Here is a 13,297-nt window from a genome sequence, read left to right as displayed (position 1 = left end):
GGGCGCGTGGGCGTCATCTCGGACAACCTCGACATCTGGTGGGACGGCCTACTCGGCACGCTCCTCCTGTTCTTCGGGGGCGGACTCATCGCGGTCGTGCTGGGCACGATCGTGGGCGCCATGCGCGTCTCACCGATCCCGATCGCGCGGGGGATCGGGACGCTCTACGTCAACACCATCCGCAACACCCCCCTGACGCTGGTCTTCTTCGCCTTCGCCTTCGCGCTCCCGCCCCTGTTCGGATTGCGCCTCACGGCGCCCATCCCGCTCGTGCTGGCGATCTGCGCGCTCGGCATCTACACGGCGACCTACGTCGCGGAGACCATCCGGTCCGGGATCAACACCGTGCCGGTCGGACAGGCCGAGGCTGCGCGCGCGATCGGGCTCACGTTCGGGCAGGTGATGTCGCTGGTCGTCATGCCCCAGGCGTTCCGCTCGGTGATCCCGCCCCTGATGAGCGTGCTCATCGCCCTGCTGAAGAACACCACGGTCGCCGCCGGATTCTCGGTGGTCAACCTCGGCTCCGTCCGCGCGTACCTGAGTGAGCGGGGCGAGAACCAGCTCCTGGTGATCATCTGGGTCGCCGTGATCTTCGTCGCGCTGGTCCTGCTGCTGTCGTGGTTGCAGCGCAGTCTCGAGAACCGATGGAGGGTGGCGCGATGAGCAGCGTCCTGTACGACGTCCCCGGGCCGCGGGCGATCGCCCGCAACCGCGTCCTCGGCGCGATCACGGTGCTCGTGGTGGTCGCGATCATCGGCTTCTTCGTCTGGCGCCTGTGGGCGACAGGTCAGTTCACCGCGCAGAAGTGGTCGGCGTTCACCTACACGAACGTCTGGATCCAGATCGGGGAGGCGGCGCTCAACACGCTCTCCGCGTTCGCTGTCGCTGCGGTCGGTGCGCTCGTGCTCGGGTTCGTCCTCGCGATCGGCCGGCTCTCCGACCACGCCTGGGTGCGCTGGCCCTTCACCGCCGTGATCGAGGTGCTGCGCGCCGTCCCCGTGCTGATCTTCATGTTCCTGCTCTACTACGGACTCCCGGCGGCGGGCATCCGGATGGAGCCGTACTGGGCCGTCGTCATCGCCCTGATCGCCTACAACGGCTCGGTGCTGGCCGAGGTGTTCCGCGCGGGCGTCGAATCGCTGCCGAACGGCCAGAAGGAAGCCGGCTACGCGATCGGACTGCGCAAGAGCGGCGTCATGCGGCTGATCCTGCTGCCCCAGGCGATTCGCGCCATGATGCCGGTGATCATCGCCCAGCTGGTGGTGACGTTGAAGGACACCGCGCTCGGTTACATCATCACCTACGAGGAACTGCTGTTCTACGCGCGGTTCATCGGCTCGCAGGCGACGCTCGGCTCGCCGATCGTCCCGGCGACGATCATCGTGGCGCTGATCTACATCGGCCTCTGCCTGATCCTCTCGCTCATCGCCACGCGGGTGGAGCGGCGTCTGCGCAGCTCGCCCCGCGGGGGCGTCGTGGCGGGGGCGAACCAGCCCACGCAGGAGGTCACGGACACCGAGCTGATCGTCACGCAGCGCGCGGGCAAGCGCGACGGCACCGCCGGCGGGCGCTGATCCGCGATCCCCGCTCGGTGCGGAAGCACCCCGCTCGCACCGGGCGTTCGGCCGGACGTCGGTAGACTCGATTCCCGTGTCCGACGCACCCGAGAACGAGATCACCCCCGAGGCGGTGAACGCCGCGGTCGACGCCGCACTCGAGGCGATCGCCGCCGCATCCGATTCCGCCGCACTGAAGGCCGCGCGAACCGCGCACACCGCGGAGGGCTCGCCCCTGGCGCGCCTCAACGCGAGCCTGCGCAGCGTGCCGAACGAGCGCAAAGCCGAGTTCGGCAAGCTCGTCGGACAGGCGCGCGGCCGCGTGACGCAGGCGCTCGCCGCCCGCGAGGAGGAGATCGTGGCGGCGGAGACCGCCGCACGTCTCGAGGCGGAACGCGTGGACATCACCGCGATCGCCTCGCGCACGCGCGTGGGCGCCCGGCACCCGCTCACCCTCCTGCAGGAGCAGATCGGCGACATCTTCGTCGGGATGGGGTGGGAGATCGCCGAGGGACCCGAGCTCGAGCACGAGTGGTACAACTTCGACGCGCTCAACTTCGACGTGGACCACCCCGCCCGCCAGATGCAGGACACCTTCTTCGTCGACCCGGTCGCCCGTCACCTCGTGATGCGCACCCACACCAGTCCCGTGCAGATGCGCTCGATGCTGGAGCGCGACCTGCCGATCTACGTCGTCTGCCCCGGCCGCGTGTACCGTACCGACGAGTTCGACGCGACGCACCTCCCGGTGTTCAGCCAGTTCGAAGGACTCGTCGTGGACAAGGGCATCACGATGGCCCATCTGAAGGGCACCCTCGACCACATCGCCCGGATGCTGTTCGGCCCGGAGGCGAAGACGCGTTTCCGCGCCAACTTCTTCCCCTTCACCGAGCCCAGCGCCGAGCTGGACCTGTGGCACCCGACCTTCAAGGGCGGTGCCCGCTGGATCGAGTGGGGCGGATGCGGGATGGTCAACCCGAACGTGCTGCGCGCCGCCGGGATCGACCCGGAGGAGTACTCCGGCTTCGCCTTCGGGATGGGGATCGAGCGGACCCTGATGTTCCGCAGCGACGTGCAGGACATGCGCGACATGGCCGAGGGCGATGTCCGCTTCAGCGAGCAGTTCGGGATGGTGGTGTGATGCGGGTTCCGCTTTCTTGGCTGCGTGAGTTCGTCGAGGTGCCGGCGGATGCGACGGCCGACGACGTCCTGGCCGCGCTCGTGCGGGTCGGCTTCGAAGAGGAGGACGTCCACCGCTTCGAGGTGACCGGCCCCGTGGTCGTCGGACAGGTCCTGTCCTTCGAGGAGGAGCCGCAGTCCAACGGCAAGACCATCCGCTGGTGTCAGGTGCAGGTCGCCCCGGAGGGCGAGACCGCCGCCGACGGCGGCGACGCCGTGCACGGGATCGTCTGCGGTGCCGGCAACTTCTTCCCCGGTGACAAGGTCGTCGTGACCCTGCCCGGCGCGGTGCTGCCCGGACCGTTCCCGATCGCGGCGCGCAAGACCTACGGACACGTCTCCGACGGCATGATCGCCTCCGCCAAGGAGCTGGGTCTCGGCAGCGAGCACTCCGGCATCCTGCGGCTCGTGGAGCTCGGCATCGACGCGCCGGTCGGCACCGACGCGATCGCGCTGCTCGGACTCGACGACGTGGCCGTCGAGATCAACGTCACGCCCGACCGGGGCTACGCGCTCTCCCTGCGCGGAGTGGCGCGCGAGTACTCGCACGCGACCGGCGTCCCGTTCCGGGACCCGGCCGAGCGCGAGGTGGATGAGCCCGGCAGCGGGTTCCCCCTCGCCGTCATCGACGAGGCCCCCATCCGCGGGCGCGCCGCCGTGACCGAGTTCGTCGTCCGCACGGTGCGGGGCGTGGACGCCTCCCGGCCCACCCCGCCCTGGATGATCACGCGGCTGACCCTGGCCGGCATCCGCCCGCTCGGGATCCTGATCGACATCACCAACTACGTGATGCTGGAACTCGGCAACCCCATCCACGGCTACGACCTCGACGCGCTGACCGGCGGCATCACGGTACGCCGGGCCGCGCCGGGCGAGAAGCTCACGACGCTCGACGGTCAGGAGCGCACCCTGCACGGGGAGGACCTCCTCATCACGGACGAGACCGGACCGATCGGCCTGGCCGGCGTCATGGGCGGCGCCACGACCGAGATGAGCGACACGACGACCAACGTGCTCGTCGAGGCCGCGATCTTCGACACCGTCTCCATCGCGCGCACCGCGCGGCGGCACAAGCTCCCCTCCGAAGCGTCCCGGCGGTTCGAGCGGGGCGTCGACCCGGCGATCCCGTACGTCGCGGCCCAGCGCGTGGTCGAGCTGATGGTCCAGTACGCGGGCGGCACGGCGGACACGCTGGGCGGCGCGCTCGGCACGGAGCTCGTGAGCGAGGCCATCCCGCTGCCGCGGCGCTTCGTGGCCGAGCTGATCGGGGTGGACTACGCCGACGAGCAGGTCGTCTCCGCGCTCGAGCTCATCGGGGCGGCGGTGCACGACACCGCCGACGGATGGTTCGTGCACCCGCCCACCTGGCGTCCGGATCTCACCGACAAGTGGACGCTCGCGGAGGAGGTCGCCCGCATCGAGGGGTACGACCGCATCCCGTCGGTGCTCCCGGTCGCGCCGTCCGGTCGCGGCTGGACCGCGGCCCAGCAGGCCCGGCGCCGCGTCTCCAACGCCCTGGCCGCCGCCGGGTACGTGGAGACGCCGTCCTTCCCCTTCACCACGGCCGAGCAGAACGACCTGCACTCCAGCGCGGACGGGTCGCCCGTGCCGAGCGTGAAGCTCGCGAACCCGCTGGACGGGCAGGCGCCCTTCCTCCGACGCTCGCTGATCCCCGGGCTGCTGCAGGTCGCCCATCGCAACGTCTCGCGGGGATTCACCGATCTGGCGCTGTTCGAGACCGGCGTGGTGTTCCTGCCCGAGCCGGGCGTCGCCTACGGCACGCCGTTCGTCCCGCCGCTCGCGGTGCGTCCGGATGCCGCGACGCTCGCGCAGCTGGATGCATCGATCCCGCCGCAGCGACGCCACGTGGCCCTGCTGGTCGTCGGGCACTCGGTGCCGAAGCAGCCCGGCCGGGCTGCCGAGGACGCCGGGCTGACCGAGATCCTCGACGCCGTGGCCGTCCTGGCGTCCGCCGCGGGGGTCACGATCGACGTCACCCAGGGGGAGCGCGCGGCGCTCCACCCGGGGCGCACCGGCGTGCTGTCCGTCGGCGGCGCACCCGTCGGCTACGTGGGCGAGCTGTTGCCCGCCGTCGCCGAGGCGGCGGACCTGCCGGGACGGGTGACGGTCGCCGAGCTCGACCTGGACCTCGTCGTGGGACTCGCCGGCGAACGGGTCGTCGCCCGCTCCCTGTCCGGATTCCCCGCCGCCACCCAGGACGTGTCGCTCGTCGTGGCGGCGACGGTCCCGGCGGCGGACGTCCGTGCGGCCCTCGCGGAGGGCGCGGGTGAACTGCTCGAGTCTCTGCGGCTGGTGGACGACTACCGCGGATCCGGAGTCCCGGAGGGCTCGAAGAGCCTCACGTTCGCCCTGCGTTTCCGCGGCGACCGCACACTGACGGCGGCCGAGGCAACCGATGCGAAGCTCGCCGGCGTCGCCCTGGCGGGCGAGCGTCTCGGCGCGCGGCTGCGGGACTGAGACGCGGAGATCGATTTGCGGATGCGGATGCGCGGGGGATATCGTTCCGGCATGTCTTCGGCCGCGTCGTGCTCGATGGCCCTCCCGGGCCTCGCAGGTGTGCGCCGACGCGGGGTCGGCCGCCGAATCTAGGCGACTCCGCACGCGCTGACTCGGTGTCTGCGGGCGTCGCCCACTCCTTCCGAGCGCACGTTGGCGCGCACCCCAAGACTTAAGGTGGAAGACATGACCTACACGGTCGCCGTTTCCGGCGCATCCGGCTACGCGGGCGGCGAGATGCTGCGCCTGCTCGCCGCGCACCCCGACATCGAGATCCGGACCGTGACGGCCAACTCGAACGCCGGTCAGCCGCTGATCGCGCACCAGCCGCACCTGCGTTCGCTCGCGCACCTCACACTGCAGCCGACGACCCCCGAGGTCCTCGCCGGGCACGACATCGTCGTGCTCGCGCTGCCGCACGGTCAGTCCGGGCAGTACACGGATGTGCTCGCGGACACGCCGCTGGTCATCGACGCGGGCGCCGACCACCGCCTGACGTCCCGGGACGCGTGGGACGGCTTCTACGGCGGCGAGTTCCACGACCCGTGGACCTACGGCGTGCCGGAGCTGCCGGTGGGCACGGGCAAGCAGCGCGAGCAGATCGTCGGTGCGACGCGGATCGCGGCGCCGGGATGCAACGCCTCCACCGTGAGCCTGAGCCTCGCGCCCGGCGTCGCCGCCGGCGTGATCGATCCGGGGGACATCGTCACGGTCCTGGCCGTCGGCCCGTCCGGCGCGGGCAAGAGCCTGAAGCCGCACCTGCTCGGCAGCGAGCTGATCGGCAGCGCGAACCCTTACGCCGTGGGCGGGTCGCATCGCCACATCCCGGAGATCCGGCAGGCCCTCGTCGGCGCCGGTGCGACCGGCGACGTGCGCATCTCCTTCACCCCGGTCATCGTGCCGATGGCCCGCGGCATCCTGGCCACGAGCAGCGCCCCGATCCGGCCGGGCGTCTCGGACGGCGAGATCCGCGCGGCATGGGAGACGGCGTACGCGGGGGAGACCTTCGTGCAGCTGCTCCCGGAGGGACAGTTCCCCCGCACGGCGGACGTCCTGGGGGCGAACACCGCGCTCATGGGCCTCGCCATCGACCGCGCCGCGAACCGGGTCGTCGTCGTCACCGCCGTCGACAATCTCGTCAAGGGGACCGCCGGCGCCGCCGTGCAGTCCATGAACATCGCGCTCGGTCTTCCCGAGGATCGCGCGCTCACCGTGAACGGAGTCGCACCGTGACCGTCACCGCCCCCGCAGGATTCGATGCGGCAGGCGTCGCCGTCGGGCTGAAATCGACGGGCAAGCCGGATGTCGCCCTCGTGGTCAACCGCGGCCCGTTGAAAGTCGGTGCCGCCGTGTTCACCTCGAACCGCGCGAAGGCCAACCCCATCATCTGGTCGCAGCAGGCGATCAAGGACGGCGTCGTCGAGGCGATCGTGCTCAACTCCGGGGGCGCGAACTGCTTCACCGGATCCTTCGGCTTCCAGACCGCCCATCAGACGGCGGAGAAGGCGGCGACGATCCTGGGCGTCTCGCCCGGAGACGTCCTGGTGTGCTCCACCGGACTCATCGGCACGGGGGACGAGGTCTTCCGCGCCAAGGTCCTGCAGGGCGTGGAGGCGAGTGCCGCCGCACTTTCCCCGGAGGGCGGCCAGGATGCGGCGCACGCGATCATGACGACCGATTCCGTCGCCAAGACGTCCGTCGTCGCGGGGGAGGGCTGGACGATCGGCGCGATGGCCAAGGGCGCGGGGATGCTGGCGCCCGGGCTCGCCACCATGCTGGTGGTGATCACGACCGACGCCGTGCTCGACTCCGCGACCGCCGACGCGCACCTGCGGGCCGCGACCCGGGTCAGTTTCGACCGGCTCGACTCGGACGGCTGCATGTCCACCAACGACCAGGTCACCCTGATGGCCAGCGGGGCGTCGGGTGTCGCCCCGGACGCCGTGGTCTTCCGCAGTGCCCTCATCGACGTCTGCGACGATCTGGCGCGCCAGCTGCAGGGCGACGCGGAGGGGGCGAGCCACGACATCACCATCCGCGTGGAGCACGCCCTCACCGAGGACGATGCCGTGGAGGTGGGCCGCTCCATCGCACGCAACAACCTCTTCAAGGCGGCCATCTTCGGCAACGACCCGAACTGGGGCCGGGTGCTCGCCGCGATCGGCACCACCCAGGCGGAGTTCGACCCGTACGACGTCGACGTCTGGATGAACGGCGTGCGCGTGTGCACGGCGGGCGGAGCGGACCGGCCGCGCGAGGACGTGGACCTCACGCCCCGCGCGACGGACCTGCTCGTGGACCTGCGCGTCGGGGACGCCTCCGCGACGATCCGCACGAACGACCTCACCCACGACTACGTCCACGAGAACAGCGCCTACTCCTCATGACTGACATCGATCTGCAGGACACCGATCCCCTCGAGGCGAGCGCGAAGGCGGCGACCCTCATCGAGTCCCTGCCGTGGCTGCGTCGTTTCCGCGACCAGATCGTGGTCGTCAAGTACGGCGGGAACGCGATGGTCTCGGACGAGCTCCAGGACGCCTTCGCGGCGGACATCGCCTACCTGCGCTACGTGGGGGTCAAGCCCGTGGTCGTCCACGGCGGCGGTCCGCAGATCTCCAGCATGCTGGATCGCCTGGCGATCCCGAGCGAGTTCAAGGGCGGCTACCGGGTGACCTCGACCGAGGCGATCACGGTCGTCCGGATGGTGCTCACCGGCCAGATCAATCCCCAGCTGGTGGCCAAGATCAACGCGCACGGCCCGGTCGCGACCGGGCTCTCCGGCGAGGACGCCGGTCTGTTCGGCGGACGCCGCCGCGGCGTCGTGATCGAGGGCGTCGAGCACGATCTCGGCCGGGTGGGGGATGTCGTGCAGGTCGATCCTCAGCCCATCATCGATCAGATCGAGGCGGGCCGGATCCCGGTGGTGTCCTCCATCGCCCCGGACCTCGACCACCCCGGGCACTCCCTGAACGTGAACGCGGATGCCGCGGCCGCCGCCCTCGCCGTGGCGCTCGGCGCGATCAAGCTCGTCGTGCTGACGGATGTCGCCGGGCTCTACGCCGACTGGCCCCGGCGCGACTCGCTCGTCTCGCACCTGGACTCGGTGGAGCTGCGCGAGATGCTCCCTCGGCTCGAGTCGGGCATGATCCCGAAGATGCAGGCCTGCCTGGACGCGGTGTCCGGCGGGGTCGGGACAGCGGCGATCATCGACGGCCGTGTGCCGCACTCGGTGCTCGTGGAGCTGTTCACGGAGAAGGGGATCGGAACAGAGGTGGTGCTGTGATGGCGAACGCGACGGAGACGATCGACTGGCAGGAGGATGCCGGACGCGACCTCGTGCGGAGCTTCGGGCCCCGGATGGCGATGTTCGTCCGCGGCGAAGGCGCCTACCTGTGGGACGACCAGGGCAGGCGCTACCTCGACTTCCTGGGCGGGATCGCGGTCAACTCGATCGGTCACGCGCACCCGGCCTTCGTGGAGGCCGTCGCGACGCAGGCGGCTCGGCTCGCCCACGTCTCGAACTACTTCGCCACGCCCCCGCAGCTCGCCCTCGCCGCGCGCCTGAAGCGGCTCGCCGGCACCGGTGAATCGGGCCGGGTGTACTTCGGCAACTCGGGCGCCGAGGCCAACGAGGCCGCGTTCAAACTCGCCCGCCTGCACGGCGGCAGTGACCGGCCGCGCATCCTCGCCCTGCGAAACGCTTTCCACGGGCGCACCATGGGCACCCTCGCGCTGACCGGCAAGGCCGCCATGCAGGAGCCCTTCTCCCCGATGGTGCCGGGCGTCGAGTTCCTCGAGTCCACGGTCGACGCGCTGGAAGCGGCGCTGGACGACCGCGTCGCAGCGCTGTTCGTCGAACCCATCAAGGGGGAGGCGGGCGTCCTGCCGCTGCCCGAGGGCTACCTGGCTGCAGCGCGGGAGCTGACCGAGCGGCATGGTGCGCTGTTGATCGTGGACGAGATCCAGACCGGCGCGGGACGTACCGGGGAATGGTTCGCGTTCCAGCACGCCGGCATCGTCCCGGACGCCATCACGGTCGCGAAGGGCATCGGCGGGGGATTCCCGATCGGCGCCCTCATCACCTTCGGGACGGCCAGCGAGCTGTTCTACCCGGGCACGCACGGATCGACCTTCGGCGGGAACGCCCTCGCCACTGCGGTGGCGGGCGCCGTGCTGGAGGAGATCGAACGCTCGGGCCTCGTCGAGAACGCGGCCGCCCGCGGTGCGCAGCTGCGCGAGGCGATCGAGGCGCTGGACTCCGGTCTCGTCGCCGGCACACGCGGAGAAGGGCTCCTGATGGGCATCGCCCTGACCCGTCCGGTCGCCAAGGCGGTCACCGCCGCCGCGATGGAGAACGGACTGGTCATCAACGCGGCGAACGACGACACCATCCGCATCGCGCCGCCGCTCACGATCGGCGACGTCGAGATCGACGAGTTCCTGGAGCTGTTCCAGACCACCCTCACGACTGTGGCCCACGCCCTGTTGCTCGATGACCCGGATGCCACCGCATCCGGCCTCCCGAAGGATCCCGCATGACCCGCCACCTGCTCCGAGACGACGACCTCACCCAGGCCGAGCAGTCCGAGATCCTCGATCTCGCCATCGAGCTCAAGAAGGACCGGTGGGCGCAGAAGCCGCTCGCCGGGCCGCAGACCGTGGCGGTCATCTTCGACAAGTCCTCGACCCGCACGCGCGTCTCGTTCGCGGTCGGGATCGCCGATCTCGGCGGGTCGCCGCTGATCATCTCCACCGCGAACAGCCAGCTCGGCGGCAAGGAGACCCCCTCCGACACCGCACGCGTGCTGGAGCGCCAGGTCGCGGCCATCGTCTGGCGGACCTACGCACAGGCGGGGCTCGAGGAGATGGCACGCGGCACCCGCGTCCCCGTCGTGAACGCGCTCAGCGACGACTTCCACCCCTGCCAGCTGCTGGCGGACCTGCTCACGATCCGCGAGCACAAGGGCGAACTCGCCGGCCTCACCCTCGCCTTCTTCGGCGATGGTCGCTCCAACATGGCCCACTCGTACGTGCTCGCCGGAGTCACCGCAGGCATGCACGTGCGCGTCGCGGCGCCGGAGTCGTACGCGCCCCGCCCCGACGTCATCGCGGATGCGGACGCCCGGGCCGCGGACACCGGCGGCTCCGTCGCCCTGTACACGGACCCGGTCACCGCGGCGGCCGGTGCCGACATCATCGTCACCGACACCTGGGTGTCGATGGGCAAGGAGGAGGAGAAGCTCGCGCGCCTGCGGGACCTGGGTGAGTACAAGGTCACCCCGGAGACCATGGCGCTGGCCGCGCATGACGCGATCTTCATCCACTGCCTTCCCGCCGATCGCGGTTACGAGGTCGACGCCGAGGTCATCGACGGCCCGCAGAGCGTCGTCTGGGACGAGGCGGAGAACAGACTGCACGCCCAGAAGGCCCTGCTCGTCTGGCTACTGCGCCAGCAGTGACCGTGCGATGACCGACGCGGCCGGGCGGGTGCGGACGAACGTCCGTCGTCTGTCCGGCAGCGGACGGGAACCCGGTGTCGACCTGGCACGCGGTCTCGCGGTCCTGGGGATGCTGGCCGCGCACCTCCTCGACATCGACGCGTTCTCCCTCGCGGACCCGGACACGTGGCTCGACGTCGTCAACGGCCGGTCCTCGATCCTGTTCGCCGTTCTCGCCGGCGTGTCGATCGCGCTGCTGACCGGGGGGACCCGCCCCGTCACCGGAGCCGTCCTCCGCACGGCCCGCGCCCGGCTCGCCGTGCGGGCGGCCGCTCTCTGGGCGCTCGGGATCCTGCTGATCCTCACCGGGGTTCCCGTCTACGTGATCCTGCCGGCCTACGCGATCCTGTTCCTCATCGCCCTTCCGCTCCTCCGTCTGCGACCGGCCCCGCTCTTCGCGACGGCGGCGGGCATCCTGCTGGTGATGCCGTTCGTCCAGGCGCTCCTGGACGGTCTGCCGGTCTGGGACGGCGAGGTGGGCGCCTCCGTCGCCCTCCTGATCGGCTGGGCGTATCCCTTCCCCCTCTGGGCGGGATTCCTCGTGCTGGGGCTCGCCGTCGGCCGGGTCGACTTCTCCGACCCGCGGATGTCGGCGCTCATGGTGGCCACCGGCGGCGGAATCTCGATGATCGCGTACGGGGTGGGCGGGCTGATGGCGCCCCGGATGCCGTCCGGCGCGCCGGACGATTATCTCGGTCAGGTGACCAGTGTGCTCCCGCATTCCGGCGGAGTGCCCGAGGTCGTCGGCGGAGCGGGGTTCGCCCTCGCCGTCCTGGGCCTGTGCGTCCTCGTCTGCCGGACGCCCGCCACCGTCGTGCTCTTCCCGCTCCGTGCGACCGGCAGCATGCCGCTGACCGCCTACACGCTGCAGATCCTCGTCTGGGCGGGATGGGCGCTGCTGGCGCTGGGGGAGACCGGAGATCTCTCCGGCTTCCGCGCGCTGCATCCGTTCTGGCCGATCGCGGTGTCCGTCGTGATCGCCTGCACCCTGTGGGCGATGTTCCTCGGGCGCGGCCCTCTGGAAGGGCTGCTCATGCGGCTGTCCCGGTGGCTCGCGCCGTCACGCCCCGCGGTGACGCCCTCGCCGGATCGGTAGGCTGGACGGCGTGAACGAGGCCAAGAACGACGCAACGAACCGTGGATCCCTCTGGGGAGGCCGGTTCGCCTCCGGCCCGTCGCCGGAGCTGGCCGCGCTCAGCCGGTCCACCCACTTCGACTGGGCGCTGGCCCCGTACGACATCGCCGGCTCGCACGCCCATGCGACGGCGCTGGAGCGCGCGGGGTACCTCTCGTCCGACGAGGCACTGCGCATGCACGCGGGGCTCGACGCCCTCGCCGCTGCGGTGTCGGAGGGGCGTCTGCTGCCCGCGCCGGACGACGAGGACGTGCACGGTGCGCTCGAGCAGGCGCTCATCGCCGAGGTGGGAGCGGAGCTCGGCGGCAAGCTGCGCGCGGGGCGGAGCCGCAACGACCAGATCGCCACGCTCGTCCGGCTGTACCTGCTGGATCACTCGCGGACCATCGCCCGCGAGATCGTGCGACTGATCGACGCGATCGTCGCGCAGGCGGAGGCGCACCCGGATGCGGCGATGCCCGGGCGCACGCACCTCCAGCACGCGCAGCCGGTGCTGCTGGCCCACCACCTGCAGGCCCATGCCTGGCCGCTGGTGCGTGACCTCGAACGACTCCGCGACTGGACCGCCCGTGCGCGGGTCTCCCCGTACGGGGGTGGCGCGCTGGCAGGGTCCACGCTGGGACTCGACCCCCAGCTCGTGGCCGATGAGCTCGGGCTCGAGCGCCCCGCGGAGAACTCCATCGACGGCACCGCCGCGCGGGACGTCGTCGCGGAGTTCGCCTTCATCACCGCGATGATCGGGGTGGACCTCTCCCGGTTCGCGGAGGAGATCATCCTGTGGAACACCCGGGAGTTCGGATTCGTCACGCTCGATGACGGCTACTCCACCGGCTCCAGCATCATGCCGCAGAAGAAGAACCCGGACATCGCCGAACTCGCCCGCGGCAAGTCGGGCCGGCTGATCGGCAACCTCTCCGGCCTGATGGCGACGCTCAAGGGGCTGCCCCTGGCCTACAACCGCGACCTGCAGGAGGACAAGGAGCCGGTTTTCGACTCCGTCGCGACCCTGGAACTGGTGCTGCCGGCCTTCGCCGGGATGGTGGCGACGCTGCGTTTCGACACCGCGCGCATGGCGGAACTCGCCCCACAGGGGTTCTCGCTCGCGACCGACGTCGCCGAATGGCTCGTCAAGCGCGGGCTGCCGTTCCGGGAGGCGCACGAGGTCTCCGGCGCGCTGGTGCAGGCGTGCGAGACGCGGGGCATCGAGCTGGACGAGGCCGGCGACGAGCTGCTGGCGGAGGTCTCTCCGGCGCTGACCCCCGATGTCCGCGAGGTGCTCTCCGTGGCGGGCTCGGTGGCGAGCCGGGACGGCATCGGCGGGACCGCTCCGGTACGTGTGGCCGAACAGCGGGCGGATCTGGTGGGCCGGACGCAGTCCCTGGCCCTGGCCCTCGCCATCTGAGGGGATT

General features: G+C 71.1%; 11 protein-coding genes. All 11 read left to right on the top strand.

Annotation, left to right across the window (positions count from 1 at the left end; translation table 11 throughout):
• Window positions 1-6: 6 nt before the first annotated feature.
• A complete protein-coding gene (locus F6J84_RS10010) occupies window positions 7-663 on the top strand; it encodes an amino acid ABC transporter permease (RefSeq protein ID WP_150973423.1) in 657 nt (218 codons plus the stop codon).
• Window positions 660-1,574, top strand: coding sequence for an amino acid ABC transporter permease (locus F6J84_RS10005; protein ID WP_150973421.1), 915 nt, complete (start codon window positions 660-662; stop codon window positions 1,572-1,574). Before F6J84_RS10010 ends, F6J84_RS10005 begins: the two co-directional genes overlap by 4 nt.
• A gap of 76 nt (window positions 1,575-1,650) precedes the next feature.
• On the top strand, window positions 1,651-2,697 hold the full coding sequence (gene pheS, locus F6J84_RS10000; RefSeq protein ID WP_150973419.1) for a phenylalanine--tRNA ligase subunit alpha: 1,047 nt from the start codon (window positions 1,651-1,653) through the stop codon (window positions 2,695-2,697).
• Window positions 2,697-5,213, top strand: coding sequence for a phenylalanine--tRNA ligase subunit beta (pheT, locus tag F6J84_RS09995; RefSeq protein ID WP_150973417.1), 2,517 nt, complete (start codon window positions 2,697-2,699; stop codon window positions 5,211-5,213). The genes pheS and pheT overlap by 1 nt, the downstream gene beginning before the upstream one ends.
• Before the next feature lie 225 nt (window positions 5,214-5,438).
• Complete coding sequence (gene argC, locus F6J84_RS09990; protein ID WP_150973415.1) at window positions 5,439-6,485, top strand: N-acetyl-gamma-glutamyl-phosphate reductase; 1,047 nt, start codon at window positions 5,439-5,441, stop codon at window positions 6,483-6,485.
• Window positions 6,482-7,639 (top strand): bifunctional glutamate N-acetyltransferase/amino-acid acetyltransferase ArgJ, encoded by a 1,158-nt coding sequence (gene argJ / locus F6J84_RS09985; protein ID WP_150973413.1) that lies wholly within the window; start codon window positions 6,482-6,484, stop codon window positions 7,637-7,639. The genes argC and argJ overlap by 4 nt, the downstream gene beginning before the upstream one ends.
• Window positions 7,636-8,538 (top strand): acetylglutamate kinase, encoded by a 903-nt coding sequence (gene argB, locus F6J84_RS09980; RefSeq protein ID WP_150895295.1) that lies wholly within the window; start codon window positions 7,636-7,638, stop codon window positions 8,536-8,538. The genes argJ and argB overlap by 4 nt, the downstream gene beginning before the upstream one ends.
• The gene (locus F6J84_RS09975) at window positions 8,538-9,794 is read left to right on the top strand and encodes an acetylornithine transaminase (protein WP_150973411.1); all 1,257 of its coding nucleotides are present in this window, start codon (window positions 8,538-8,540) and stop codon (window positions 9,792-9,794) included. Before argB ends, F6J84_RS09975 begins: the two co-directional genes overlap by 1 nt.
• Window positions 9,791-10,714, top strand: a complete 924-nt coding sequence (argF, locus tag F6J84_RS09970) for an ornithine carbamoyltransferase (protein WP_150895290.1) — start codon at window positions 9,791-9,793, stop codon at window positions 10,712-10,714. The genes F6J84_RS09975 and argF overlap by 4 nt, the downstream gene beginning before the upstream one ends.
• A 7-nt stretch (window positions 10,715-10,721) precedes the next feature.
• On the top strand, window positions 10,722-11,849 hold the full coding sequence (locus F6J84_RS09965) for a heparan-alpha-glucosaminide N-acetyltransferase domain-containing protein (RefSeq protein ID WP_150973409.1): 1,128 nt from the start codon (window positions 10,722-10,724) through the stop codon (window positions 11,847-11,849).
• A 10-nt stretch (window positions 11,850-11,859) separates the two neighbouring features.
• Complete coding sequence (argH, locus tag F6J84_RS09960) at window positions 11,860-13,290, top strand: argininosuccinate lyase (protein ID WP_150895286.1); 1,431 nt, start codon at window positions 11,860-11,862, stop codon at window positions 13,288-13,290.
• Window positions 13,291-13,297 lie beyond the last annotated feature (7 nt).

It is taken from the genome of Microbacterium caowuchunii (assembly GCF_008727755.1).
Classification (GTDB): domain Bacteria; phylum Actinomycetota; class Actinomycetes; order Actinomycetales; family Microbacteriaceae; genus Microbacterium; species Microbacterium caowuchunii.
The sequence above is the reverse complement of the archived record's forward strand: the minus strand, read 5'-3'. Positions and strand labels throughout refer to the sequence as shown.